This window comes from Mesorhizobium sp. W016 (assembly GCF_054719485.1).
Genome location: NZ_JBTTIF010000002.1, coordinates 1,502,595 through 1,529,285 on the forward strand (window position 1 = coordinate 1,502,595; position 26,691 = coordinate 1,529,285).

The following is a 26,691-nucleotide window of genomic DNA, read 5'->3' on the forward strand; positions in this document are numbered from 1 at the left end:
ATTGCACGACCAGCCCTATTCGCTACTCGCTATTCGCTACTCGCTCCTGACCAAGGAGAACCCGCATGGACACCCAGATGCTGATCGGCTCGAAGTTCGAGAACGGCACCGAGACCGAGGAGCCGATTCTGAATCCAAAGACCGGGGCGACCATTCTCAACCTGCCTGAAGCCAGCCAGGCGCAGATCGAGGCGGCTGTTACTGCCGCCGGGCGAGCGTTCGTCTTGTGGTCACGCACAACGCCGGCGCAGCGCTCCGGCTATCTCCTCAAGATCGCCGACCGCATCGAGGCCAACGCGCGGGAGTTCGCGGCGCTCGAGGCGCTGAATTGCGGCAAGCCGATCAACGCGGTGCTCAATGACGAAATCCCGGCGATCGTCGACTGCTACCGCTTCTTTGCCGGCGCGGTACGTTCGATGCCGGGCGTGGTCGCCGGCGAATATCTGCCCGGCCACACCTCGATGGTGCGGCGCGACCCGATCGGCATCGTCGCTTCCATCGCGCCGTGGAACTATCCACTGATGATGATGGCCTGGAAGCTGGCGCCGGCCATTGCCGGCGGCAACACCGTCGTCTTCAAGCCGTCGGAGCAGACGCCGCTGACGGCGCTGAAGCTGGCCAGGATCCTGGCCGAGGTGCTGCCCGAGGGCGTCGTCAATGTCGTGCTCGGCCGCGGCGACAGCGTCGGCAACACGCTGATTAATCACGCCAAGGTCAACATGATTTCGATCACCGGCGACGTCGCCACGGGCAAGAAGGTGCTGCAGGCCGCCGCCAAGTCGATCAAGCGCACGCATCTGGAACTCGGCGGCAAGGCGCCGGTCATCGTTTTCGACGACGCCGACCTCGGCGCCGTGGTCAACGGCCTGCGCGCTTTCGGCTACTACAATGCCGGGCAGGATTGTACAGCCGCTTGCCGCATCTATGCCGGCAAGAAGATCTACGACAAGCTCGTCGCCGATCTCTCTTCTGCCGTCTCGACCATCAAATACAACCAGCCCGACGACACCGAAAATGAGATCGGGCCGCTGATCTCGCGCCGCCAGCGCGATCGCGTCTCGAGCTTCGTCGAGCGCGCTTCGGAACTGAAGCACATCGAGATCACCACCGGCGGCAAGCCGGGCGAAGGCTCCGGCTTCTATTACCAGCCGACGGTGGTTGCCGGCGCGCTGCAGGAAGACGAGATCGTGCGCCGCGAAGTGTTCGGTCCGGTCGTCTCCATCACCCGCTTCTCCGAAGTCGATGAAGCCGTGAACTGGGCCAATGACAGCGACTATGGCCTGGCATCCTCGGTGTGGACCAAGAACGTCTCGCGTGCCATGGCGACGGCCGCCCGTCTGCAATATGGCTGCACCTGGATCAACACCCATTTCATGCTGACCAACGAGATGCCGCATGGCGGGCTGAAGCAGTCTGGCTACGGCAAGGACATGTCTCTCTATGCGCTGGAGGATTACACCGCCGTTCGTCATGTGATGGTGGCGCATGGGTAGAGGCCGCCACTATCTCTAAAATATTCGCCAACCCGTTTTCTGTACATTAAGCGAGAGTTACTTTTGCGGTACGGCGGGAGTTCACGATTTACTGAATATTCAACCTGAACGAGCAGCCTCTTGCCGGGAAACCGCGCGGCGAGGGGTTTGCGCATGAACACGACCAAGATCAAGCTGGTACTCATTGGCGGCTTCTGTCTGCTGATCGCTGTGTTCGGCGGCAAGGACATGATCAAGAAGAGCGGCTGGCCCGAGGCGCCTGCTGAAATCCTCGCGGTCAATGTCGAATGCGACATGGAATCGACCGCCCACAAGATTGTCTACAAGACCGTCAGCACCGCCACGATCCCGTGCGAACTGGTGGATGCGTTCAAGACGGTTCATGCTGACAAAGAGTGGAAGGTGACCCAGAAATTCACCGGCACCTTGCGCGTCGGCACCGGCGCCGACGCCGTCGAGGCCACGATGGAGCTGAACAAGAACGGTGCCCGCGAACCGCAGGTCGGCGACAAGCTCACCGTCGTCCAGAACCTCGCCAACCCCACCCAGATCGAACGCACCGGCATGACCGGCACGCGTTTGACGATCGTCATTGGCGCTGGACTGCTCGGCGCGTTGCTTCTCTATCTTGCTTTCAAACCCCGCCGGCGGATGTCGACCTCCGCCGTGGCGGGCAACCCTGCCGGAGATGCCGGCGCGGACCAGCGCGCGCGCCAGGCCGACGCCTTGATAGCGGCGGCCCTGGCCAAGCAGGCCACATTGCCCAATCAGCCGGCACGTGTCGCGGCTGCCGGATCGGCCAGGGAAGGGCGGTTTTCCGGGCAGCGGACGAGTTTCGGCCGCCGCAACTGATGGCCGAAAACTGCTGCACCTGCACGGCTACTCCACGATGCGGTAGATGTTCCAAAGGCTGGTGCCTGAAACGACGTAGGGCTCCATCTCCTTGCCCCATTTGGCGTGCGCGTCGATCTTGCCGATCCTGGCGAAGAATCCCTCCAGCTGGGCAAGGCTTTCGACCTGATGATGCGATTCGACCGTCGCTTCCCGAGCTCCGACCGAACCGGTCATGATCTGGAACTCGAGATCGGCAATGCCGACCTGAGAGCCGATCTCGCGTTCCCATTTCTTCAACAGGTCGAGCACGGTCTGCTTGTGCCCGAACTTGGCGTCGATCTGCCATCTGGCGCTGAACATTTTTGTCTCCTCCAGTTTTGCGGCCCAAACCGCGGTTGATCTTTCCGCGGTGGAACTACTCGTCCCAGGCCTGCACGACGGTCTGTCGTGCGATCCGCCCATTCTTCAGCTCCAGCATCGCCGCGCAGAACACTTTCGTTCCGTCCGGATAGGCGCAGGCCTGGGTGAAGGCGAGATTGTCGCCATCGGCGATGGTGGTGTCGACCTTGTGGGTCATCGCCCGGCTGCAGATGTCGTCCCAGAAGGTGCTGATCGCCGCCCGGCCGCGGATCTCGCGCGGCTTGCTCGGCGGATTGTTGCGGTCGATCACCCGCACCAGTGCGTCGTCGGCATAGAAGCTAGCGAGCATCCTGCCGTCCCGTCCTTCGATCGCTTTCTTGATCGCCGCGCCGTCCACGCTCTGCGTCTTGGTCAGCATCTTCTCCTCCATGGCCCGTTGATCGGGCGGTTGAATGATCACAAGCAATGCCCGGCGCACCGCCCGGCAGTTTCTTTCACTGCGACTTGGCTTTGACGGCTGCGAACACGCCGTCGGTCTGTTGTTTGAAGGTCGCGAAATCGACCTGGCTGCCGTTGAGCATCGTCGACCAGTGGCGCACGATGGCCGCCATCGCGATCGCCTCCTTGATCTCCTCATCGGTCGCGCCATTGAGCTTGGCGGCCTCGGTGTGGAAATAGATGCAGTACTGGCAGGGGATCTGCGAGGCGACGGCCAGCCCCAGCAGTTCCTTGGTCTTGCCGTCGAGCGCGGTCTCGGGGTTGAGCTGCACACCCTTGATCTCGGCCCAGGCGCCGGCAACCGCAACACCGGGCAGCGTCTTGAACATGTCCGGCACTGAGCCGAGCGTCGCCTCGATGTCCTTGTAGGCGGCGGCCGCCGAGGCATCCTCGGCTCTGGCGGGAGCGATCGTGAACAGCGCGCCAACGCCTGCCGCTATCACCAGCGATTTGATCGACCTGTTTGACTTCAGCATTGCATCCTCCATCCGCAGTGCCTTTCCCGGCGACATCCGCCTGGCCTGCATGGAGAGAATTGGTACGCCTCGACCCCACCTGGCCGCTTCGCCCGAAAGCGCCATGGTCCCTATGGCCCGTCCGGGCCAGCCTGCCTGGCGGAAAATGCCGCTGCCGCCGCCCGTGACGGCAAATCGAGCTTCAGCAATATGTTGGCGACATGACGCTTGACCGTATGCTCGCTGAGCCTCAGCTCGGCGGCGATCGCGGCATTGCTCTTGCCGTCGGCGATCAGGATCACCACCTCGCTTTCGCGCGCCGTCAGTTGAGCCGGCTCGGCGGGTTTCGCCTTGGGGCGGCAGGCCGGCTCCAGGTGCTGTTCCGACGTTGCCTGGACCAGCGCCAGCGGCTCGTCCAGCTCATCCACCGTGACACGCCCGGCATCGATGAAATGCAGGCCGGACCCCGCCGCCAGATCGGCGGCCAGCCGCGACGCCAGAATATCGCCGCGCCCGGCATGGGCGGCGATCTGCATCGTCACCCGTGCCATCAGCCCCACCGGCGGCCCGCGCATTTCGACCTCACCGACATGGGCGCCCTGGGCGCTTGCAATGCCCATATGTTGCGCCGCATCGCGCAGTGCCGCCGCGCAGCGTATGGCCCGCGCCGGCCCGTCGAAGCGCGAGATCATCAATTCGCCGTGGATACCGGCGACGCGTCCGCCATGACGGCCGACCAGCTGCTGCCAGCTCTCCTGGAAGCGCTCGCTACGTTCGCTCCACATGCGGTCGCCAACCCGCGCCGTGTCGTAGATGCGTGTCGCCAGAAGAGCGGCAAGCACGCGCTCCGCTTCGGCCACGGCACGCTCGCCGGTCAGGAATTCCTCGATCAGGTCGGCCAACCGGTCGACATCGCCGGTCCAGATCGGGTGGTCGCGCCCGGGGACCTCGACCAATCGCGCATTGGCGATCTCTTTCGCCAGGAAGCGGCTGGCGTCCGGGTCGACCCGCGCGTCGTTGCGGCGATGAATGAGCAGTGTCGGTGCGCCGATCGCCGAAAGCACGCCGCGCACATCGATTCCGGCATTCATCCGGGCAAGGGCTGCCGCTGCCGTCGGACTGGCCGACAGCCGCTCGAAGCGGGCCCACCACTGGGTGAAATGCGCATCATCTACCCGGCCGGGAGCGAAGTTGGGCAGTGTGGCGCCCGTGCCCCATTCCGTGCCGGCCGTCGCGATGAAGGCCTCGAGGCGCTCCGGCGACATCACCCATTTGTGGAAATGCGCATAACCGCCATAGAGCGCCAGCGCTCGTGTCCGTTCCGGATAGGTGGCGGCAAACAACATTGCCATCGGCGCGCCTTCCGAAGCGCCGAGCAAGGCCGCGCGGCCGCTGCCGGTGGCATCCATCACCGCGCGCACATCGTCCATGCGGGTTTCGAGGCTGGGCAGGTGGCGTGGGTCGACGCGGTCGGACAGGCCGGTGCCGCGCTTGTCGAACAGGATCAGCCGCGAGAACGCCGAGAGCCGTTTCAAGAGCCTGGCGTAGCCCTCGTCTTCCCAATGCAGGTCGAGATTGGAGATGAAGCCGGGCACGAAAACCAGGTCGAACGATCCCTGGCCGACCACCTGATAGGCGATCCGCACGTCGCCGCTGAGGGCATATCGCGTCTCGATCGGCCTCACGTTGCTATCCCGCCCGGCCAGACGATTTCTGATCGCCGACCATAGCAGACGCCCGGCGGATGCGGCAGCCAAACTTTAGAAGACAGGAATATAGCCCGCGGCGAACCGTGTTCGCCCGCCATTTCTGGGGGAGGCTATTTCTGGGGAGCGGCGCTCTCTGCACCCGTGGGTTGGACGTAGCCGATGCTCACATCGGCCTGCTCCTCGGTCTTCGGCCGCTTGATCCTGGCCGAGGCCACGACGACGAGTTCGTCAAAACCTTCGCCGCCACTGTCCAGCATCTCGAAGAACTGCCGGCGCATCCTGGGCTCCCAGAACTTGTTGATGTGCTCGGCCACGCCCGCCACACCTTCCTCGCGGGGCCTTGAATGGAAGAAGGCGGCGATCTGGTTGGCCATGCGCACCAGCTTTTCCCCGGTGCTCGTGATGTGTTCTTCGTCATGCGACATGCTGGGCAACTCCCAAAACCACCCGTTCCGGGTGGGTGAAAACATCGAAATCGTCGCCGCGCACAAGCGCCACCAGCGTCATGCCGGCCTCTTCGGCGGTGCGGATGGCAAGGGCTGTCGGCGCCGACACGGCGATGATGAAGGCGGAGCCGATCGCCGCCGTTTTCTGCACCATCTCCACCGAGACGCGTGATGTCACCACCACCGCGCCCGATGCACCGTCAATGCCGGCCTTGGCCAGCGCGCCGGCCAGTTTGTCCAGCGCATTGTGCCGGCCGACATCCTCGCGCGCCATGACGATGCCTTTGCCGGGAATGTAAAAGCCCGCTGCATGCACGGCGCCGGTTTCTGAATGCAGAGGCTGCACCTTGGACAAAAGCTTTACCGAATGGGTGATATCGTCGGCTTCAAGCGTAAGCTTGGACGCACCAACCTTGTCGACCGAGCGCATCGCTTCCTCGATCGATTCGATGCCGCACAGCCCACAGCCGACCGGCCCGGCCAAGCGCCGGCGCCGCGTCTCGAAGCGCGTATTGGCCTGGTCCTTCAGCCGGATCTGGATATCGATGCCGGCGCCATGGTCCTCGACCTCGATCGCATCGATTTCGTCAGGCAAGGCTATGATGCCTTCGGTCAGAGAGAAGCCGAGCGCGAAATCCTCGAAATCGGCCGGGCTCGCCATCATCACCGCATGGGTGGTGCCGGCAAAGGAGAACGCCACCGGCGTCTCCTCCGGCACCATGCGGTTGGCCGATGTCGTGCCGCTGGCGCGGTGGGCAAGGCGAGAGATTTGGGTGGTGGCTTGGCGTTTTCGGGTCACGAGGCGCGCCCCTCTGCCCTGTTCGTCCTTAGCAGTAGCTGTGGAGGCTCGCGCCTTTCCTCTCCCCCGTCGACCGGGGGAGAGGTGTCAAGCGAAGCTTGACGGAGTGGGGGTCGACTGCTCGCCAGATAGGCCGGTTTGCCTGCTCTTTGGGTTGTGCGCGACTTTCGACGGCTGCGTGTTGCGGGGCCGGCTTCCCCCACTCCGTCGCCGCTTCGCGGCGCCACCTCTCCCCCCTCCGGAGGGAGAAGAAAGGCGCCAGGCGGCTTAAGCTCTCCTTCCTGACGGAGTGGGGGTCGACCAACCGTCAAGATTGAAGCTCTTATTGTCGAACGCCGTGGCAAGACTACTCCGCCGCTTGTAGCGGAGCGATGCGGCGGCTCTGCTCGGCCTGCTCGTTATAGTCGCGCTGCCAGTCCGAAGGTCCGTTCGACGCGCCGACCTGCACTGCGGTCACCTTGTACTCTGGACAATTGGTCGCCCAGTCGGAGAAGTCGGTGGTGATGACGTTGGCCTGCGTGTCCGGATGGTGGAAGGTGGTGTAGACCACGCCCGGCGACACCCGGTCGGTGATCAGCGCACGCAGCGTCGTCTCGCCCGAACGGCTGGTCAGCCGCACCCAGTCGCCATCGCGCAGGCCGCGGTTCTCGGCGTCGTGCGGATGGATCTCCAACCGATCTTCCGAGTGCCACATGACGTTTTCGGTGCGCCTTGTCTGTGCACCGACATTGTACTGGCTGAGAATGCGGCCGGTGGTCAGCAGCAACGGGAAACGCGGCCCGGTCCGCTCGTCGGTCGCGACATATTCAGTGCGGATGAACTTGCCCTTGCCGCGCACGAAGCCGTCGATATGCATGATCGGCGTGCCGAGCGGCGCCTTCTCGTTGCAGGGCCATTGCACCGATCCGACACGGTCGAGCAGATCGAAAGAGACGCCGGCGAAGCTTGGCGTCGTTTTGGCGATCTCGTCCATGATTTCGGAGGGATGCTGGTAGTTCCAATCCAGCCCGATCGCGCGGGCAAGCTCCTGTGTCGCTTCCCAGTCGGCATAGCGCGCCTTCGGCTCCAGCACCTTGCGCACCATGTTGATGCGGCGCTCGGCATTGGTGAAGGTGCCGTCCTTTTCCAGGAAGGTCGAGCCCGGCAGGAAGACATGCGCGTAGTTAGCTGTCTCGTTGAGGAACAGGTCGTGCACGACGACGCATTCCATCGCCGCCAGGCCGGCCGCGACATGCTTGGTATCAGGGTCGGATTGCAGGATGTCCTCGCCCTGGATGTAGATGCCCTTGAAGGATCCGTCGACGGCGGCATCCAGCATGTTGGGGATGCGCAGGCCCGGTTCGTCGTCGAGCTTCACCCCCCACAACGTCTCATAGATGTCGCGCACCGCCTCGCCGGAGATGTGGCGGTAGCCCGGCAGTTCATGCGGGAACGAGCCCATGTCGCAGGAACCCTGCACGTTGTTCTGGCCGCGCAGCGGATTCACCCCGACGCCCGGGCGGCCGATATTGCCGGTCGCCATGGCAAGGTTGGCGATAGCCATAACCGTGGTCGAACCCTGGCTGTGTTCGGTCACGCCGAGGCCGTAATAAATAGCGCCATTGCCGCCCTTGGCATAGAGCCGTGCAGCACCTCGGATCAGTTCGGGATCGACGCCGGACAGCTTGCCCACGATTTCGGGGCTGTTTTCCGGCAAGGCGACGAAAGAAGCCCAATCCTGGAACTCCGCCCAGTCGCAGCGATCGCGGATGAAGGCTTCGTCGAAAAGCCCTTCGGTAACGATGACATGCGCCAGCGCCGTCAGCACCGCCACGTTGGTGCCGGGCTTCAGCGGCAGGTGATAGTCGGCCTCGATATGCGCCGACTTGACCATTTCGGTGCGGCGCGGATCGAGCACGATCAGCTTGGCGCCCTGGCGCAGCCGCTTTTTCAGCCGCGAGGCGAACACCGGGTGCGCGGAAGCCGGATTGGCGCCGATGATGACGGCGACATCGGTGAAATCGACGGAATCGAAATCCTGCGTGCCGGCCGAGGTGCCATAGGTCTGGCCGAGGCCGTAGCCGGTCGGCGAGTGGCAGACGCGCGCGCAAGTGTCGACATTGTTGTTGCGGAAGCCTTGGCGCACCAGCTTCTGGACGAGATAGGTCTCTTCATTCGTGCAGCGCGAGGACGTGATACCGCCGATCGAGGTGCGGCCGTATTGATACTGGATACGGCGGAATTCCTTGGCCGTATGGGCGATGGCCTCTTCCCAACTCACCTCGCGCCAGGGATCGCTGACCTTTTCCCGGATCATAGGCGACAGGATGCGGTCCTTGTGGGTGGCATAGCCATAGGCGAAACGGCCCTTCACGCAGGAGTGGCCGTGGTTCGCCTTGCCGTCCTTGTAGGGCATCATGCGAATGACTTCGTCGTCCTTCACTTCGGCCTTGAACGAGCAGCCGACGCCGCAATAGGCGCAGGTGGTGACAGCGGAACGCTCGGGCATGCCTTTCTCAAGCACGGTCTTTTCACGCAGCGCATCGGTCGGACAGGCCTGCACGCAGGCGCCGCAGGACACGCATTCGGAGGCGATGAAATCCTCGTGCATGCCGGCGACCATGCGCGATTCGAAACCGCGGCCCTCGATCGTCAGCGCGAAGGTGCCCTGCACCTCCTCGCAGGCCCGCACGCAGCGCGAGCAGACGATACATTGCGCCGGATCATAGGTGAAATAGGGGTTGGACTCGTCGCGGGCGATGTAGTCGACCGCCAGCGAGCCATGGCCGGGCGCGACGCCGTTTTCCTGCTTGACGTGGTTGCGGCCCTCAATGCCGAAGCGGTTCTCGGTCAGGCCGACCGATTTCGCCACAACGTCGAACTCGCTGGCGCCGGTGCCGGCCTTCTCGTTCCAGCCGGTCGGGTGGTCGGAGACGTAAAGCTCCATGACACCGCGGCGGATGGCGTCGAGCCGCTCGGATTGCGTGCGCACCACCATGCCTTCGCCGACGGGGGTCGTGCAGGATGCCGGCGTGCCGCCGCGCCCGTCGATCTCGACCAGGCAGACGCGGCAGGAGCCGAACGAGTCCAGCATGTCCGTGGCGCAGAGTTTTGGGATCTCGACCCCGCCTTCCATCGCCGCGCGCATGATCGACGTACCCTCCGGCACGCTGATGCTGCGGCCGTCGACGATCAGCGTAACCTGCTTTTGCGCCTTCGATTCCGGGGTTCCGTAATCGAGTTCTTCGATGAGTGTCGGGAAGTCGGCCTTGATATTCATCTGCCAGCTCCTATTCAGCAGCCACGCGCGCCGGCGCGGGCTTGAAATCTTCGGGGAAATGGGTGATCGAGCTCATCACCGGATAGGGCGTGAAGCCGCCCAGCGCGCAGAGCGATCCGAACTTCATCGTGTTGCAGAGATCGGTGACCAGTGCCAGGTTCTTCTCCGGCTCGATGCCGGCGGCAAGCCGGTCGATGGTCTCCACCCCGCGTATCGAGCCGATGCGGCAGGGCGTGCACTTGCCGCAGCTTTCGATGGCGCAGAACTCCATGGCAAAGCGCGCCTGCTTCAGCATGTCGGCCGTGTCGTCGAACACGGTGATGCCGGCATGGCCGATCAGCCCGTCGCGCTTCGCGAACTCTTCGTAGTCGAACGGCGTGTCGAACAGGCCGCGCGGGAAATAGGCGCCGAGCGGGCCGCCGACCTGCACCGCCTTCACCGGGCGACCTGTGGCCGTACCGCCGCCGATATCGTCGACGATCTCGCCCAGCGTCATGCCGAACGCCGCCTCGAACAGGCCGCCGAACTTGACGTTGCCGGCGATCTGTATCGGGATCGTGCCGCGCGAGCGGCCCATGCCGAAATCCTTGTAGAAGGCAGCACCCTTGTCCATGATGATGGGCACGGAGGCCAGGCTGATGACGTTGTTGATCACCGTCGGCTTGCCGAACAGACCCTGGATTGCCGGCAGCGGTGGCTTGGCTCGCACCACGCCGCGCTTGCCTTCAAGGCTGTTCAGCAGCGAAGTTTCCTCGCCGCAGACATATGCGCCGGCGCCGACGCGGATTTCCATGTCGAAGGCGTTGGGCGAACCCAGCACGCTGACGCCGAGCACGCCTGCCTTGCGGGCGACCTCGACAGCCTTGTTCATGACAGCCACCGCATGCGGATATTCCGAGCGGATATAGACGAACCCCTTGGTCGCGCCGGTGGCGATGCCGGCAATCGTCATGCCTTCGATGAGCACGAAGGGGTCGCCCTCCATAATCATGCGGTCGGCAAAGGTGGCGCTGTCGCCCTCGTCGGCATTGCAGACGATGTATTTGCGGTCAGATGTCGTATCGAGCACCGTCTTCCACTTGATGCCGGTCGGGAAGCCGGCGCCGCCTCGGCCGCGCAAGCCCGATTCCGTGACCTGTTTGACGATGTCGAGCGGCGCCATGGCCACCGCGTTCTGCAGGCCCTTGAGCCCGCCCAGTGACTTGTAGGCATCGAGCGATAGCGGGTCGTTGATGCCGCAACGCGCAAAGGTCAGGCGCGTCTGCTTGGCCAGGAACGGGATTTTGTCGGGCGCGCCCAGCCAGCGCTTGTGATGCCCGCCGGTGAGAAAGCCGCTGTCGAACAGGCTCTTGACGTCCGATGGCTTGACCGGCCCGTAAGCGACGCGGCCCTTTTCGGTCGCGACCTCGACCATCGGTTCGAGGAAATAGGCGCCGCGCGAGCCGTTGCGGACGATCTTGGCCTCGACACCCCGTTCGGCCAGTTCCGCACGAACAGCCTTGGCGACTTTTTCGGCGCCGAGCGCCAGCGCGCCGGAGTCACCTGGAATGTAGATGCGCGGGATCATGAGCGTACCTCCGCGACGATCTCTTCGATCTTCTCGTCATCGAGCCGCCCGATCACCTCACCATCCAGCATCGCCGACGGTGAACAGGCGCACAGCCCGAGGCAATAGACAGGCTCAAGCGTAACCGATCCGTCGCGGGTGGTCTCATGGAAATCGATGCCGAGCAACTGCTTGACCTTTGCGGCGATCGCATCCGAACCCATCGACTGGCAGGCTTCCGCCTGGCAAAGCTTGAGCACATGCCGGCCAGCCGGCCGGGCACGGAAATCATGATAGAAGGTCACGACGCCATGCACTTCGGCCCTCGACAGGTTCAGCCCATCGGCGATGACGGGCACGGCGTCCTGCGGCACGTGGCCAAATTCTTCCTGGATCTCGTGCAGGATCGGCAGCAGGGGGCCTTCGAGGCCCTTCAACTCCTGGATGATCGCCGCCGTGCGCGACTGTATCTCGGTACTTGCAGGCTGCATCGTCACGCAGCGCCCTCCCTATCGTAGCGACCGATGCATATAATCGTCCAAAAGCATGAAGCAGTTTTGGAACAACGACATGCCTACGCCGCTTAATCGCTAAGTGCTTAAGAAATCAGAGAAAACCTCTGAAATCAATAAAGCGGTTTCGTTGCACGATAGAAAATTTCTATCGCGCCGATTGACCAGTTATGACTAGCTCAGCGATTGGCGCGGAAATCGTCTGCCAGCGCCATCGCCTCGTCCAGCAGCGCCTGCACCAGCGGCGTGTGCGGTTCGCGCGGCGCGGCGACCAGCCCGACAGTGTGGCTGGCATCCGGTTCGACGATCGGAATGGCCCGGATCGGTTCGGAAAAACCGAATGTTTCCGCCAGGTTGAGCGGCATGATCGACGACCATTTGCCTGTCCGTATGTGGGAGAACAGCACGATCATCGAGTTGGATTCCAGTGTCGGCCGCACCTGCACGCCGGCCTCGGCCAGATGCTGGTCGATGATGCGGCGGTTCTGCATGTCCGGCGTCAACAAGCAGAGCGGCAGCTGGCTGATTTCGGCCCATGTCACTTTGTCGCGATCCGAATAGGGATTTCCGACCGCCGTGATCAGCTGGTAGCGCTCGTCATAGAGCGGCACGCTGGTCACCCGTCCGAGAGGCTCGTTGTCGAGATAGGTGATGCCGGCATCGACGTCGAAATTGCCGAGCAGCGACAACACCTCGATCGAGGTGCGCGACAGGATAGAGAAGGTGACGCCCGGATGCTTCTCGCGAAATGGCGTCGTAAGCCGCGCCACCATGGCGAGGGCGGTTGGGATGGCGGCAATACGGATACGCCCGGACAGGCCATGTCGCGCCGCCCGCATCTCTTCGCGCATGGTCCTGGAATCGCCGACGATGCGACGCGCCCACACCAGCACCTGCTTGCCTTCCGGCGTCAGCCCCTGAAAGCGCGAACCGCGATTGACCAGCATGACGCCGAGCTGGCCCTCCAGCTGCTTGATCCCGGCCGACAAGGTCGGCTGCGTGACGCCGCACGCTTCCGCCGCCCGGCCGAAATGCTCCTCCTTGGCCAGCGCGATGAAGAATTCGAGCTTGTCGATCATACCATCCGTCCGTTCGTTGCGCGCAAGGTCGGGGAAATTGCCTTTCGCCGCAAGCTCTACCCGCAATTGGCCATGCATCCACATCTTTGGGCCGGCTGGCTGTTTCCCCCGGCCGAACACGGCGCTATGTGGTTGGATGGAATACGAGGAGATCGGACATGCTGGGCTGGTTCCGCAAGCTTTTGCCGCGCGAAGATCGCTTCTTCGACCTCTTTGAACGGCATTCCCGCACCGTGGTCGGCGGCGCCGAGGCGCTGGAGCAGCTCCTGCAGGGCAAGGACATCGATCGTTGGTGCCAGAAGATCATCGATCTCGAGGACGAGGCCGATCATATCACGGCCGAAGTGCTGCTGGCGGTGCGGCGTTCCTTCATCACGCCCTTCGATCGCGGCGACATCAAGGACCTGATCCAGTCGATGGATGACGCCATCGACATGATGCACAAGACCGTCAAGACGGTGAAGCTGTTCGAAAAGAAGGAATTCGACCCGCTGATGCAGGAGATGGGCGGCGTCATCGTTGCCGCCTCCAGGCTGGTTGCCGAAGCAATCCCGCTGCTCAGCAAGGTCGGCACGCACACGGTACGCCTCAACGCCATCGCCGAAGAGGTGATGCGCGTCGAAAGCCGCGCCGACGATCTGCATGAGCAGGGATTGAAGGACCTGTTCAAGCGGCATGGCCGCAGCGATCCGATGGCCTACCTGATCGGCTCGGAGATCTACGGCCAGCTGGAGAAGGTGGTCGACCGCTTTGAGGACGTCGCCAACGAGATCAGCGGCATCGTCATCGAGAACGTTTAGGCAATGGAAGCCACCATCGCCTTTCCCGTGCTGATCGGCCTTGTCGCCGTCGCGCTGTTTTTCGATTTTCTCAACGGCCTGCACGATGCAGCGAACTCCATCGCCACCATCGTCTCCACCCGCGTGCTGAGACCGCAATATGCGGTCCTGTGGGCGGCTTTCTTCAATTTCATCGCCTTCATGTTCTTCGGCCTTCACGTGGCTGAAACTGTGGGAAAAGGTATCGTCGACGTCAGCATCGTCACGCCGGCGGTGATCTTCTCGGCGCTCGTTGGCGCCATCGTCTGGAACATCGTCACCTGGATTGCCGGCATCCCGTCCAGCAGTTCGCATGCCCTGATCGGCGGGCTCGTCGGCGCCGGCGTTGCAAAGGCTGGGCCCGGCGCCATCGTCTGGACCGGGCTTGGCAAGACGGTCGCCGCAATCGTCGTGTCGCCGGCGACAGGGTTTGTTCTGGCGCTGGTCCTGATCCTGGCCGTTTCCTGGCTGTTCGTGCGCCAGACACCGTTCGCCGTCGACAGCACCTTCCGCGTCATGCAGTTCTTTTCGGCCTCGCTTTATTCGCTAGGGCACGGCGGCAACGACGCCCAGAAAACCATGGGCATCATCGCCGTGCTGCTCTATTCGCAAGGTATGCTCGGCGGGACGTTCTACGTGCCGCTGTGGGTCGTCCTCACCTGTCAGACAGCACTGGCGCTCGGCACTTTGTTCGGCGGCTGGCGCATCGTTCACACGATGGGCTCGAAGATCACCCGGCTGAATCCGATGCAGGGCTTCTGCGCCGAGACCGGCGGCGCCATCACCCTGTTTGCCGCCACCTGGCTCGGCGTCCCCGTGTCGACCACCCATACCATCACCGGGGCCATCATCGGTGTCGGCGCCGCCCGCCGCGTCTCGGCCGTGCGCTGGGGCATTGCCGGCAACATCGTCATCGCCTGGATCGTCACCTTGCCGGCCACGGCTGCAATTTCGGCGCTCACCTACCTAGCGGTTGGCCTGGCAGGGTGAGGCGGACACCGGTGGTGCTTGGAGTCGCTGCCAATCTGCACTATCTGAGCCGCAGCCAAACGCCTTAGGGAATAATGCATGTCCGTCACCAAGGAAATCGTCACCGAGCGTCTGAAGACGGTCAACGGGCCGGACTTCACCGGCAACATCGTCGACCTCGGCATGGTTTCGGAGATTTTCATCGCCGATTCGAAAGTGTTTTTCTCGATCACCGTTCCCGCCGCCCGCGCACAGGAGATGGAGCCGCTGCGCGCCGCAGCCGAGCGTGTCGTCAAGGCGATCCCTGGTGTCGCCGGCGCCGTCGTCGCGCTGACGGCGGAGAAGAAGGGCGGCGGCATGGAGGCTCCGGTTGCGTCGCGCCCGGCGCCCAGGCCGGCACCGACGGCCGCGCCCGCCGCGCCGCGCCCAGCTCCACACTCCCCAGCCCCGCACGCCCCGGCCTCGCAAAGCTCGGGCAAGCGCGGCGTGCCCGGCATCGAGGCGATCATCGCGGTGGCGTCCGGCAAGGGCGGCGTCGGCAAGTCGACCACCGCTGTCAACATCGCGCTTGGCCTCGCCGCCAACGGTTTGCGTGTCGGCGTGCTCGATGCCGATATTTATGGCCCGTCCATGCCCAGGCTGCTCAACATCCATGGCCGGCCGCAGACCGTCGACGGCAAGATCCTGAAACCGATGGAGAATTACGGCCTTAAGGTGATGTCGATGGGCTTCCTCGTCGACGAGGAGACGCCGATGATCTGGCGCGGTCCGATGGTGATGTCGGCGCTGACGCAGATGCTGCGCGAGGTCGAATGGGGCCGCCTCGACGTGCTCGTCGTCGACATGCCGCCCGGCACCGGCGACGCCCAGTTGACCATGGCCCAGCAGGTGCCGCTGGCCGGCGCCGTCATCGTCTCGACGCCGCAGGACCTGGCGCTGATCGACGCCCGCAAAGGATTGAATATGTTCAAGAAGGTCGACGTGCCGCTGCTCGGCATCGTGGAGAACATGAGCTATTTCATAGCCCCCGATACCGGCAAGCGCTACGACATCTTTGGCCATGGCGGGGCGCGGCGCGAGGCCGAGCGACTCGGCGTGACCTTCCTCGGCGAAGTGCCGCTGGAAATGGGCATTCGCGAAAGTTCTGATGAAGGTGCTCCGGTGGTGGCGTCGAAGCCAGACAGCGCCGAGGCGAAGATCTATCGCGGCATTGCTTCGAAGGTCTGGGACCGGGTCAACGAAGAACGCGGCGCGGCCGAAGCGGCGGTGCCGAACATCGTGTTCGAGTAGCTCGGATATCCCTCCCCCTTGAGGGGAGGGTGGCCCGAAGGGCCGGGTGGGGTCCGCGGTGACACGCTCGACGCTATTTCTTTAGGTAGTGTGCTGAGAGTTCTGCAAATTCGCTGAGAGAGGGCGGTCATGGCAGGCTGGTGATGTTCAACGTCACCGATTCCCTGGAAGGAACGCCACCATGACCAAGACAGAAGGTAAATCGACCAGCGCTGCCGTCAAAGACATTCTGCTTTCGAACCCGGAGGGGCTGCACGAAGTGATCCGTGCGGTAATGCAGGAGGTTCTCGAGGCCGAGATGGAGGAGGCGCTGGGTGCTTCGAAGGGCGAACGCACGCCTGAGCGCCTTGGGTATCGCTCGGGTTACTACGGCCGCACCCTGGTCACCCGGGTGGGCAAGCTTGAGCTGCGGGTTCCACAGGACCGGGCGGGTCACTTCTCCACCGAGCTGTTCGAGCGCTACCAGCGTTCGGAGCGGGCCTTGGTTGCGACGCTTGCGGAGATGTATGTGCAGGGCGTGTCGACCCGCAAGGTCAAGGCGATCACGGAAGAGCTGTGCGGTCATGCGTTCTCGGCTTCGTCGATCTCGGCCATCAACAAGCGCTTGGACGAGAGCCTGAAGGCGTTTGCCGAACGACCGCTTCAGGAGCCATTCCCCTACCTCATTCTCGATGCCCGCTACGAGAAAGTGCGCGAAGCCGGCATCGTGATGAGCCAGGCGGTGCTGATCGCGGTCGGCATCGACTGGGACGGGCGCCGGCAGATCCTGGCCGTGGAGATGGCCAATCGCGAGAGCCGCTCGGCCTGGAAGGACTTCCTCGTCGGCTTGAAACGACGCGGTCTCAAGGGCGTCGAACTGGCCGTGTCCGACGACCATGCCGGCCTGGTCGCGGCGATCGGCGAGGTGATCCCGGAAGCAGCATGGCAGCGCTGCTACGTCCACTTCCTCAGGAACGCGCTCGATCACCTGCCCAGGAAGCACGGCGACGATTGCCTGCAGGAATTGCGCTGGCTCTACGACCGGCGCGATCTCGACGAGGCCAAGGCCGATCTCGCCGCGTGGCTGTCCAAATGGTCCGCCCGCTACCCGCGGCTGGCCACCTGGGCGGAAGAAGCCATAGAACAGACGCTGACTTTCTTCCGGCTGCCGCGTCAGCATCACAAGCACCTCAAGTCCACCAACATGCTTGAACGGCTCAACGAGGAAATCCGCCGGCGCACCTATGTCGTGCGCATCTTCCCGAACGCCGAAAGCTGCCTGCGCCTGGTCAGGGCGCTGGCCGTCGAAACCAACGAAAACTGGATGGAGGCCAACCGCTATATCAACATGGATGATCTGCGCGAGCACAAGAAGCTCGCTCTACGCCAAGCCGCATGACCAGTTTCATGATCGCCCATTTTGCAGAACTTGACGCACACAACCTTTCTTTACAAGTCGAGGCAGCTCAACTCACGTTGAGGCAGTTGAGGCGACCCCACCCGCCTCGCTTCACGAGGCACCCTCCCCTCAAGGGGGAGGGGAACCCACCTTCTCGCCAAAGCTTGAAAAGAACTGCAAGGCCAGCTTCTTCGAAGTCGATTCGATGAGCCGGCTGCCGAGTTGGGCGATCTTGCCGCCGACTTCGGCTTTGGCCGCGTATTTGAGGACCGTCGCATCCGGCCCGTCCGCCGTCAGCGTCACGTCGGCGCCACCCTTGGCGAAGCCGGCAATACCGCCCTTGCCCTCGCCCTGGATGGTGTAGGAGTGCGGCGGCTTCAGGTTCTTCAACGTCACCTCGCCGTTGAATGTCGCCTTGATCGGTCCGATCTTCAACACCACCGTCGCCGCCATTTCGGTCGGCGATTTCATCTCCAGGTTCTGGCAGCCGGGAATGGTCGCCTGCAAAACCTTCGGATCGTTCAGCGCGTCCCACACTTTCTGCAGGGGGGCGGCAATGCGTTCCTCGCCTTCGATCACCAAAGCCATCGATACCTCCCGGACAGACTTCGAAGGCCTAACGCACGGTCTGGTCTGTGTCTATCGCACCAAAGTCCGGTTGCGACGGTGCGCCCTCTTGCCTGCTTCCGCGCGTTGCCATATCGATTTGTCTTACAAATACGGAGACCATGATGGCAGGCGCCCCCACCGGAAAGAAGAAATTTCGCTCGCAGGAGTGGTTCGACAATCCCGACAATCCAGGCATGACCGCGCTCTACCTCGAGCGCTACCTGAACTACGGCCTGACGCGGGCCGAGCTGATGTCTGGCAAGCCGCTGATCGGCATCGCCCAGACCGGCTCGGATCTGTCGCCATGCAACCGCCATCATATCGAACTGGCCAAGCGCGTGCGCGAAGGCATCGTCTCGATGGGCGGCATCCCCTTCGAATTCCCGTGCCATCCGATCCAGGAGACCGGCAAGCGCCCGACAGCGGCACTCGACCGCAACCTTGCCTATCTCGGCCTGGTCGAAGTGCTTTACGGCTATCCGCTCGACGGCGTCGTGCTGACCATCGGCTGCGACAAAACCACGCCGGCGCTGCTGATGGCGGCGGCCACCGTCAATATTCCGGCCATAGCACTTTCGGTCGGACCGATGCTCAATGGCTGGCACAAGGGCAAGCGCACGGGATCGGGCACCATCGTCTGGGAATCGCGCCAGCGGCTCTCGGCCGGCGAGATCGACTATGACGAGTTCATGGACATCGTCGCCTCATCGGCGCCGTCGACCGGCTATTGCAACACCATGGGCACCGCCACCACGATGAACTCGCTGGCCGAGGCGCTCGGCATGCAATTGCCGGGCTCGGCCGCCATTCCCGCACCCTACCGCGAGCGCGGCCAGATCTCCTATGAGACCGGCAAGCGCATCGTCGAGATGGTGCATGAGGATCTGAAGCCATCCGACATCATGACGCGCAAGGCGTTCGAGAACGCCATTGTCGTCAATTCGGCGATTGGCGGCTCGACCAACGCGCCGATCCACCTCAACGCGATTGCCCGCCATCTCGGCGTGCCGCTCACCAATGACGACTGGCAGACGGTCGGCCTCCATGTGCCGCTCATCGTCAATCTGCAGCCATCGGGCGAATATCTCGGCGAGGACTATCATCATGCCGGCGGCGTGCCGGCTGTGGTGGCCGAGCTGATGAAGGCGAAGCTGCTGCCCTATCCCGAAGCGATGACCGTCAACGGGAAATCGATCGGCGACAATTGCAAGGGGATCGCCAACGAGAATACCGACGTCATCCGCACTGTTGCCGAGCCGCTGAAGGCCAATGCCGGCTTCATCAATCTCAGCGGCAATCTGTTCGATTCCGCAATCATGAAGATGAGCGGCATCTCGCCGGAATTCCGCGAACGCTATCTCTCCAACCCGAACGACCCGGAAGCCTTCGAGGGCAATGCCATGGTCTTCGATGGTCCTGAGGACTACCACGCCCGCATCGACGATCCGGCGCAAGGCATCGACGAGCACACCATCCTGTTCATGCGCGGCGCCGGCCCGATCGGCTATCCCGGCGGCGCCGAGGTCGTCAACATGCAGCCGCCAGCCTATCTCATCAAGAAGGGCATTCACGCGCTGGCCTGCATCGGCGATGGCCGCCAGTCGGGCACATCGGGCTCGCCCTCTATCCTCAACGCTTCGCCGGAAGCGGCAATAGGCGGCGGCCTGGCGCTGCTCAAGACCGGCGACCGTGTGCGCATCGACTTACGCAAAGGCACTGCCAACATCCTCGTCACCGACGAGGAAATCACGCGCCGCCGTGCCGAACTGCAGGTCGATGGCGGCTATCACTATCCCAAGCACCAGACGCCATGGCAGGAGATCCAGCGCTCCATGGTCGACCAGTTCTCGGAGGGCATGGTGCTGAAGCCGGCGGTGAAATACCAGGACGTCGCGCACACCAGCGGCGTGCCGAGGGACAACCACTAAGCGTTGCAAGTTTGGTGAAATCGAAGGCGGCTTGCCATCGGGTAGGCCGCCTTTTCTCATGGCAACGCTCTTGTATCGATTGGGCCAAGTCTACAGATACGTCGTCTCGACAGGTCCTGCACGAGGGATAACACCCATCAATGACGAAGCGGCGCTCTTCCCTCGGTTTCCTCGGCATGTTCGGCCGCTCGGGTGACTTGCGGGAACTGGACAACGCGCTGCGCGGCGCCGACCTTCACCCGGCACTGGTGCCAGAGGGAGTAAAGCTCACCATCGTCAATCTGATGAAGGATCACTGGCCGGACGAGCCCCCGCCAGAGGCTTATCGGTCCGTGGCGCAGCTGTTTGGTTATTGCATCGCAGGCCCACAAACCTTTGAGCAGGCCAATGGGCCGGAGCGGCGGCTGGACGCTGAGCGCCGCATCGAGGCAGCGCTTGAAACCGGCGACAGCCTGGATGCCCGGATCGTGCTGATGGCGCTGCATGGCAAGCTGATCAGCGCCGAAGTCGTCGAGCGCTTTGGGCTAAGTGCGGACTGACCTTCGTAAGGTGAAGCTTACCCGCCCATGCCGCTGCGTGGCAGCTTGATCATCTCGCCGAAGCGGGCGCGCAATTTGTCGTCTAGCAGCTTCGGCACATGGCGCGGGAAGCGCTCGGCAAGCACGCGCTTCTTTTCGATGATCGCCCGCTGCAAGATGTCGGGCCGGCCCTTCTCGTTCCATTCCTTGGGCGAAAAGCGGTCGCCGACGGCCGGATAAAAATACTCGGTCTGCATCAGGCGCAGCGTCTGCTCGTTGCCGAGATAGTGGCCTGGGCCATTCATGCAGACTTCGGTGATGGTGTCGATCGACAGCGCTTCGTCGGTCACTTCGATGCCCCGCACGCAGCGCAGGCAGTGGCCCAGCATGTCATTGTCTATGATCAGGCTCTCCAGGCAAAAGCCGAGCAGCGAGGCGTGCATGCCCGCCGATTCATAGACCAGATTGAGGCCGGCAAGACCGGCCATCACGTCGGTGATCCCCTTTTCATAGCCGGACTGGATGTCGGGCAGTTTCGAATCCGTCATGCCGGCGGCCGAGCCGCCCGGCAGGTCGTAGAACTGCGCCATCTGCGCGCAGGCCGAAGTCAGTACTGCCTGCTCGGCCGAGCCGCCCGACATGGCGCCGGTCCTCAGGTCGGAGACGAACGGCCAGGTGCCGAAGATCGCCGGATGCCCGGGCTTGATGGCGTTGACGTAGATGAGGCCGACCAGCACTTCGGCCACCGCTTGCACCACAGCGCCGGCAATCGCCGCGGGAGCGGTGGCGCCGGCCTGGCCGGCCGATAGAAGCAGGATCGGGATGCCGCCGTCGACACAGGCTTCGAGCACGCCGCAGGCGTCCTCGGCAAACTTCATCGGCGGCACGACGAAGCAATTGGAGTTTGACACGAACGGCCGGGCGCGAAAGTTCTCCTCGCCGCCGGCGATCGCATAAAGCATTTCCAGCGCCGGCTGCACGTTCTCGCGCACCGTGAACGAGGTGCCGACATGCTTCGACGTGCCCATCACGCAGGCGTAGAGCGTGTTGAAGTCCATTTCGAGCGGATCGGGAATGTCGCGCGGCACCATCGGCCGCTGGAAGAAATGGATGTTGTCGAGCCCTTCGACGAGGCGAGCGGCATCATAAATGTCCTGCACCAGCGACTCGCGGTATTCGCGCTTTTCGACATCGACCAGATGCACCGCCGCACCCGCCGTGCCGTAATGCACGCGCTTGCCCTGGATCAGCATGTCATGCCTGGGGTCCTGGCCGTGCAGCGTAAAATTCCGCGCGGCTCGTCTGATCGTGTCCATCACAAGCCCGCGTGGGAAACGGACGCGGCCGTCATCGCCATAGACGGCGCCGACCCCGGTCAGCGCCTCGACGCAGGAGGGAATGGCATTGGCGAAGCCGACGGTCTCCAGCAGCGTCAGCACCGCTTCATGGATGCGCTCCTGGTCGTTCTGGTTGAGCGGCCCGTAGCTGCCGCCTTCGAGGCCGGCGCGCACCGGCCGGATATCGTCGGCAAGCGGTGCGGCCCGCATGGCGCGGCGCGCTTCGCGCCCGCCGGATCGTCGCGAACGCTGGTCGGCTGATGTATCTTTAGGAGCCGCATCCTTAAGAGCCGCATCCTGCTGCTCAACAGCCACTGACATGGGGGGCACTCCACCTTTAGCTTGCGAAACACGGCGCGGTGATTGGTCCACCGTCGGCTTGCTTCGTCCCTCTGTCAGCCGACTATGCCGTTGCCATTGGCCCAGCCTATGGGCCAGTCAACGCAGCCGAGTATGCCAGAGAGCTAATGCAGAATGTTGGTGATCATGCCAAGGGCCGGGGCTGTTCAAAGCTCCGGCACAGGCAAATCAGGCTGCCGCGGGCCTGCGTCCGGCCGCAGTCGCGAGCTCGCGAATACCCGGCTCGATGTGCTGCAGCGCGATCGAGGAAATGCCCAAGCGCATGAAACGCGAGGGCTTTTCGGTGCGATCGAAGAAGCGGTCGCCCGGCTCGATGATGACGCTGCGCGACGCCGCGGCCTCGGCCAGTCCACGTGAATCGGTGCCGCGCGGGCCTTCCAGCCAGAGCGATGTGCCGCCGGCCGAATCGGTCGAGCGCCATTCCGGCAGGAATGCGGAAATCGCATGGACCAGACGCTTGCGCCGCTCGTCGAAGGCCGACGACAGCCGCCGCACCAGGGCTTCGTGATGGCCGAGCGACAGGAACAGCGCGACCGCGCGCTGGTTGTTGGCCGGCGGGTGCCTGAGCATGAAGCGACGCAGCGCCCTGAGCTCGGAGATTAGTCCAGCCGAAGCGACGATGTAGCCAAGCCGCAGGCCCGGAGCCAGCGTCTTCGACATCGAGCCGACATAGACGACGCGACCCGAGCGATCGAGGCTCTTCAGCGCCTGCTGCGGCGCCTCGTCGAGAAGCTGGCTGTCATAGCCGTCCTCGATGATGATCTGGTTGTGGCGGTTGGCGCGCGCCAGAAGGTCCTGCCGCCGCTCCGCCGACAGCGGCACCATGGTCGGGCAGTGGTGGCTGGGGGTGACGAAGACAAAGCCGGAATCGTTGGGAATGGACGAGGTGACGATGCCGGACTGATCGACCGGAACCGGCTGGATTTCGGCGCCTGCCAAGCGGAAGATCGAGCGCGCGTCGGGGTATCCCGGGTCTTCCATCGCGACCTTGGAGCCCTTTGTCATCAGCAGTGTCGCCAGCATATAGAGCGCGTTCTGGGCGCCCAGCGTGACGATGATCTCGTCCGGATTGGCGAAGATGCCGCGCCGCGGCAACAGCCGCGCCTGGATCTGCTCGATCAAGAGCGGATCGTCACGATCGACCATGTCGGAGGCCCAGTTGCGGATTTCGAGCACGGCCAGCGCCATGCGGTTGCACTCACGCCATTCGGCTGTCGGGAACAGCGCCGGGTCGAACTGGCCGTAGACGAAGGGGTAGGAGGACTTGATCCAGTTGTCGTGCTTGGCCGGTGGCGGCATGTCGCTGGCGGCGATCTGCCGGCGTGCCTTCCAGTCGATCTCGTTCTGCTGGTCGGGCGCCTTCTGGTGCGGCTTGGCGGGGGTGGCCAGCACATCCGGATTGACGAAATGGCCGCGCCGTTCGCGCGCCACCAGGAAACCTTGGTCGACCAATTGCTGGAACGCCAGCACCACAGTGCCGCGCGCGACGCCGAGTTTTTCAGCCAGGATGCGGCAGGACGGAAGCGGCATCGAAGCGGCGATCTGCCGGTCGAGAATGGCGGCGACGATCGCCTGACGGATCTGCGCCTGCAGGGTCTGGCCCGATTCCGCCGAAATCCGGAACAGGCCGGACCATATGGCCGTGTCGTTACGCTGTGGCATGGAAGGTGTTCCTCGATGGCCAGTCTTTTTTGCTTGGCTGGACCAGCGGAAGGTAACCGTGGCACAAGGGGTTGCGCCAATCAATTTTTCTGATCGCTGGGATTTATGCCAGTGATCTATGCGCGACGCGCAGCGTCGTCGCATCCCCGGGTGACGCTTGCGTCATCCCGCAGCGCGGACGCCCGCGCGATGCGAAGCGTCGTCGCGCCTCATTATCCCCAGCGCGATGCGAAGCGTCGTCGCTACTCCCATCAAATCATCCAGCGCGGCGCGCAGCGTCATAGCTCCATCACATCGCACTATGCTGCACTGCGTCATCCCCACGCATTGAAACATGCGGAATTCGGCTCAATAAGATCAGCGCGACGACACGCGCCGGAAACATCCGGTCTGATAAGATGTCGTGAAAAACGATCAGGAGCCGAAAGTGGATCATTCCTCCTTCGACAAACAGCTTGTCGCCTTGCGTGCTGCGCGCGCGGCGGCATCGGGTACGATGCGCGAGGCTTTTGCCGCCGACCCCAAGCGCTTCGAGACGTTCTCGGCCAGCGACGGCGACCTTTTGCTCGACTGGTCGAAATGCGCGGTCGACCAGGGCACGATGGAACTGCTCGAGAAGCTCGCCGCCGCCGCCGATCTCGAAGGTCGCCGCGCCGCAATGTTTTACGGCAAGAAAATCAACATCACCGAAGACCGCGCCGTGCTGCACACGGCGCTGCGCAACCTCTCGGGCAAGGGCGTCACCGTCGATGGCCAGGACGTCAAGGCGGATGTGCTGTCCGTGCTCGACGCCATGGGCGCTTTCGCCGACGCCATTCGCTCCGGCAAGGCCGCCGGCGCCACCGGCAAGAAAATCACCGACATTGTCAACATCGGCATTGGCGGCTCCGATCTCGGCCCGGCCATGGCGACGCTGGCGCTGGCGCCCTATCACGACGGCCCGCGCGCGCACTACGTCTCCAACATCGACGGCGCCCATATCCACGACACGCTGAAGGGCCTGTCGGCCGAAACCACCCTGTTCATCATCGCCTCGAAGACCTTCACCACGGTCGAGACGATGACCAATGCCGAGACGGCGCGCGAATGGGTGCAGAAGGCGCTCGGCAAGGAAGCTGTCGGCAAGCATTTCGCCGCCGTCTCGACCGCGCTCGACCTGGTTTCCAAGTTCGGCATCGAAGCGGATCGCGTGTTCGGCTTCTGGGACTGGGTCGGCGGCCGCTATTCGCTGTGGGGCGCCATCGGCCTGCCGGTGATGATCGCCATCGGCCCGCGCAACTTCCGCGCCTTCCTCGATGGCGCGCATGAGATGGACGAGCACTTCCGCACCGCACCCCTGCAGAAGAACCTGCCGGCGCTGCTGGGGCTGGTCGGCTGGTGGCATCGCGTGATCTGCGGTTATCCGGCGCGTGCGGTCATCCCTTATGACCAGCGCCTTTCCAGGCTGCCGGCCTATCTGCAGCAGCTCGACATGGAATCGAACGGCAAGGGCGTCACCCTCGACGGCACGCCGGTGACGACGCCGACCGGACCGCTGGTCTGGGGCGAGCCCGGCACCAATGGCCAGCACGCCTTCTTCCAGCTGCTGCACCAGGGCACCGATTCCATCCCGGTCGAGTTCCTTGCCGCTGCCGTCGGCCATGAGCCGGATCTGAAGCACCAGCACGATCTACTGCTTGCCAATTGCCTGGCCCAATCGGAAGCGTTGATGAAGGGCCGCACGCTGGACGAGGCTCGCGCGCAGATGCTGGCCAAGGGCATGAAGCCGGCCGATGTCGACAGAATAGCCCCGCACCGCGTCTTCTCCGGCAACCGCCCCTCGGTGACGATCCTCTACCGCAAGCTCGACCCGCGCACCTTCGGCCGGCTGATCGCGCTTTACGAGCACCGCGTCTTCGTCGAAGGCACTCTGTTCAACATCAATTCCTTCGACCAATGGGGCGTCGAGCTCGGCAAGGAGCTGGCGACCGGCCTGTTGCCAGTCGTGGAAGGCAAGGAGAGCGCCGCCAAGCGCGACGCATCGACGGCCGGGCTGGTGGCGCGCATCCAGCAACTGCGGGGGGCGCAATGAAAAATCCGGCCGACATCAAGGGCATATTGTTCGACAAGGACGGCACGCTTGTCGATTTCAACGCGACCTGGCTCGGCATCGCCGATTTCATGGCCATGGATGCTGCCGAGGGCGATCGCTGGAAAGCCGACAGGCTGCTTTCAGCGGCGGGCTTCGATTTTGTCGCCAAGCGTTTCAAGCCGGATTCCATCTTCGCCTCGGGCACCAACATGGATGTCGTCGAACTATGGTTCCCGCGTCTGTCCGACGAGGACCAGATGCTGGCCGTCGCCCGTTTCAACGAGATCACCTCGGTGCAAGGCTCATCGATGGCGGTGGCCTTGCCCGGCATCGTCGCGGCGCTGACGGCTCTGCACAAGCGATCCTACCGGCTCGGCGTCGCCACCAATGATTCGACTGCCGGTGCCGAAAAGACCATGGTCACGCTCGGCGTCGCGCAGCTGTTCACCGCCGCCTATGGCTATGACGCGGTCGCCAATCCGAAACCGGCGCCGGACACGATCGTCGCCTTTTGCGACCTGACCGGGTTGAAGGCGTCCGAGATCGCCATGGTCGGCGACAACCGCCACGACCTGGAGATGGCGCGTGCCGGCGGCTGCGGCCTGGCGGTCGGCGTGCTCTCCGGCACCGGCACGCGGGAATCGCTGGCGTCGATCGCCGATGTCGTTCTGGATTCGGTTGCCGACTTGCCGGACTTTCTGTCGGCGCGGGTCAAGGAGACGGTCTGACGGGGGCCTGGGGCAAACTCAATTCGGCTCGGG

Annotated in this window: 23 protein-coding genes; 10 read left to right on the plus strand and 13 right to left on the minus strand. The window is 63.6% G+C overall.

Annotated features, from left to right (window positions below; translation table 11 throughout):
• The first annotated feature begins 65 nt into the window (after nt 1-65).
• Nucleotides 66-1,493 (plus strand): gamma-aminobutyraldehyde dehydrogenase, encoded by a 1,428-nt coding sequence (locus ACYG9V_RS07735; protein ID WP_352764014.1) that lies wholly within the window; start codon nt 66-68, stop codon nt 1,491-1,493.
• 153 nt (nt 1,494-1,646) lie between these two features.
• Nucleotides 1,647-2,345: a hypothetical protein gene (locus ACYG9V_RS07740; RefSeq protein WP_352764017.1), complete on the plus strand. Its 699-nt coding sequence runs from the start codon at nt 1,647-1,649 to the stop codon at nt 2,343-2,345.
• Nucleotides 2,346-2,372: 27 nt separating this feature from the next.
• On the opposite strand, the gene ACYG9V_RS07745 is transcribed toward ACYG9V_RS07740, so the two are convergent.
• The 10 genes from ACYG9V_RS07745 to ACYG9V_RS07790 form a co-directional block, all read right to left on the minus strand.
• Nucleotides 2,373-2,687, minus strand: coding sequence for a hypothetical protein (locus ACYG9V_RS07745; RefSeq protein ID WP_023738143.1), 315 nt, complete (start codon nt 2,685-2,687; stop codon nt 2,373-2,375).
• Nucleotides 2,688-2,742: 55 nt separating this feature from the next.
• The gene (locus ACYG9V_RS07750) at nt 2,743-3,105 is read right to left on the minus strand and encodes a nuclear transport factor 2 family protein (RefSeq protein WP_023688799.1); all 363 of its coding nucleotides are present in this window, start codon (nt 3,103-3,105) and stop codon (nt 2,743-2,745) included.
• Between the two features lie 76 nt (nt 3,106-3,181).
• Nucleotides 3,182-3,661 (minus strand): carboxymuconolactone decarboxylase family protein, encoded by a 480-nt coding sequence (locus ACYG9V_RS07755; RefSeq protein ID WP_352764019.1) that lies wholly within the window; start codon nt 3,659-3,661, stop codon nt 3,182-3,184.
• 110 nt (nt 3,662-3,771) lie between these two features.
• On the minus strand, nt 3,772-5,325 hold the full coding sequence (locus ACYG9V_RS07760) for an alpha/beta fold hydrolase (protein WP_352764022.1): 1,554 nt from the start codon (nt 5,323-5,325) through the stop codon (nt 3,772-3,774).
• Nucleotides 5,326-5,459: 134 nt separating this feature from the next.
• Nucleotides 5,460-5,774: a formate dehydrogenase subunit delta gene (locus ACYG9V_RS07765; protein ID WP_023688796.1), complete on the minus strand. Its 315-nt coding sequence runs from the start codon at nt 5,772-5,774 to the stop codon at nt 5,460-5,462.
• The gene (fdhD, locus tag ACYG9V_RS07770) at nt 5,764-6,594 is read right to left on the minus strand and encodes a formate dehydrogenase accessory sulfurtransferase FdhD (RefSeq protein ID WP_352560107.1); all 831 of its coding nucleotides are present in this window, start codon (nt 6,592-6,594) and stop codon (nt 5,764-5,766) included. Before fdhD ends, ACYG9V_RS07765 begins: the two co-directional genes overlap by 11 nt.
• 346 nt (nt 6,595-6,940) lie before the next feature.
• Nucleotides 6,941-9,853, minus strand: coding sequence for a formate dehydrogenase subunit alpha (gene fdhF, locus ACYG9V_RS07775; RefSeq protein WP_352764025.1), 2,913 nt, complete (start codon nt 9,851-9,853; stop codon nt 6,941-6,943).
• Between the two features lie 10 nt (nt 9,854-9,863).
• Nucleotides 9,864-11,420 (minus strand): formate dehydrogenase beta subunit, encoded by a 1,557-nt coding sequence (locus ACYG9V_RS07780; protein ID WP_023673426.1) that lies wholly within the window; start codon nt 11,418-11,420, stop codon nt 9,864-9,866.
• The gene (locus ACYG9V_RS07785; protein WP_023738147.1) at nt 11,417-11,896 is read right to left on the minus strand and encodes a formate dehydrogenase subunit gamma; all 480 of its coding nucleotides are present in this window, start codon (nt 11,894-11,896) and stop codon (nt 11,417-11,419) included. Before ACYG9V_RS07785 ends, ACYG9V_RS07780 begins: the two co-directional genes overlap by 4 nt.
• Nucleotides 11,897-12,090: 194 nt before the next feature.
• Nucleotides 12,091-12,990: a LysR family transcriptional regulator gene (locus ACYG9V_RS07790; protein ID WP_023688790.1), complete on the minus strand. Its 900-nt coding sequence runs from the start codon at nt 12,988-12,990 to the stop codon at nt 12,091-12,093.
• Between the two features lie 158 nt (nt 12,991-13,148).
• Here ACYG9V_RS07790 and ACYG9V_RS07795 point away from each other — a divergent pair, with 158 nt between their 5' ends.
• The 4 genes from ACYG9V_RS07795 (at nt 13,149) to ACYG9V_RS07810 (ending at nt 17,445) form a co-directional block, all read left to right on the plus strand.
• Nucleotides 13,149-13,790, plus strand: coding sequence for a DUF47 domain-containing protein (locus ACYG9V_RS07795; RefSeq protein WP_023673429.1), 642 nt, complete (start codon nt 13,149-13,151; stop codon nt 13,788-13,790).
• A 3-nt stretch (nt 13,791-13,793) separates the two neighbouring features.
• Complete coding sequence (locus tag ACYG9V_RS07800) at nt 13,794-14,798, plus strand: inorganic phosphate transporter (protein ID WP_023703518.1); 1,005 nt, start codon at nt 13,794-13,796, stop codon at nt 14,796-14,798.
• A 78-nt stretch (nt 14,799-14,876) separates the two neighbouring features.
• Nucleotides 14,877-16,067: an Mrp/NBP35 family ATP-binding protein gene (locus ACYG9V_RS07805; protein WP_027049316.1), complete on the plus strand. Its 1,191-nt coding sequence runs from the start codon at nt 14,877-14,879 to the stop codon at nt 16,065-16,067.
• A 181-nt stretch (nt 16,068-16,248) separates the two neighbouring features.
• Nucleotides 16,249-17,445 (plus strand): IS256 family transposase, encoded by a 1,197-nt coding sequence (locus ACYG9V_RS07810; protein WP_460221900.1) that lies wholly within the window; start codon nt 16,249-16,251, stop codon nt 17,443-17,445.
• A 129-nt stretch (nt 17,446-17,574) separates the two neighbouring features.
• On the opposite strand, the gene ACYG9V_RS07815 is transcribed toward ACYG9V_RS07810, so the two are convergent.
• Nucleotides 17,575-18,033: an SRPBCC family protein gene (locus tag ACYG9V_RS07815; RefSeq protein WP_352763882.1), complete on the minus strand. Its 459-nt coding sequence runs from the start codon at nt 18,031-18,033 to the stop codon at nt 17,575-17,577.
• Between the two features lie 143 nt (nt 18,034-18,176).
• Here ACYG9V_RS07815 and ACYG9V_RS07820 point away from each other — a divergent pair, with 143 nt between their 5' ends.
• Together ACYG9V_RS07820 and ACYG9V_RS07825 are read left to right on the plus strand one after the other, a co-directional pair.
• Complete coding sequence (locus tag ACYG9V_RS07820; RefSeq protein ID WP_352763880.1) at nt 18,177-19,982, plus strand: IlvD/Edd family dehydratase; 1,806 nt, start codon at nt 18,177-18,179, stop codon at nt 19,980-19,982.
• 140 nt (nt 19,983-20,122) lie between these two features.
• Nucleotides 20,123-20,521, plus strand: a complete 399-nt coding sequence (locus ACYG9V_RS07825; RefSeq protein WP_031195218.1) for a hypothetical protein — start codon at nt 20,123-20,125, stop codon at nt 20,519-20,521.
• 17 nt (nt 20,522-20,538) lie between these two features.
• Here the strand turns inward: ACYG9V_RS07825 and ACYG9V_RS07830 are convergent, their stop codons facing one another.
• A complete protein-coding gene (locus tag ACYG9V_RS07830; RefSeq protein ID WP_352763877.1) occupies nt 20,539-22,158 on the minus strand; it encodes a trimethylamine methyltransferase family protein in 1,620 nt (539 codons plus the stop codon).
• 207 nt (nt 22,159-22,365) lie between these two features.
• A complete protein-coding gene (gene pdxR, locus ACYG9V_RS07835) occupies nt 22,366-23,859 on the minus strand; it encodes a MocR-like pyridoxine biosynthesis transcription factor PdxR (RefSeq protein WP_023669484.1) in 1,494 nt (497 codons plus the stop codon).
• A 427-nt stretch (nt 23,860-24,286) separates the two neighbouring features.
• Between pdxR and pgi the strand changes: the two genes are divergently transcribed.
• A complete protein-coding gene (pgi, locus tag ACYG9V_RS07840; protein ID WP_460221930.1) occupies nt 24,287-25,930 on the plus strand; it encodes a glucose-6-phosphate isomerase in 1,644 nt (547 codons plus the stop codon).
• Nucleotides 25,927-26,658, plus strand: coding sequence for an HAD family hydrolase (locus ACYG9V_RS07845; protein ID WP_023688783.1), 732 nt, complete (start codon nt 25,927-25,929; stop codon nt 26,656-26,658). The genes pgi and ACYG9V_RS07845 overlap by 4 nt, the downstream gene beginning before the upstream one ends.
• Nucleotides 26,659-26,691: the final 33 nt, after the last annotated feature.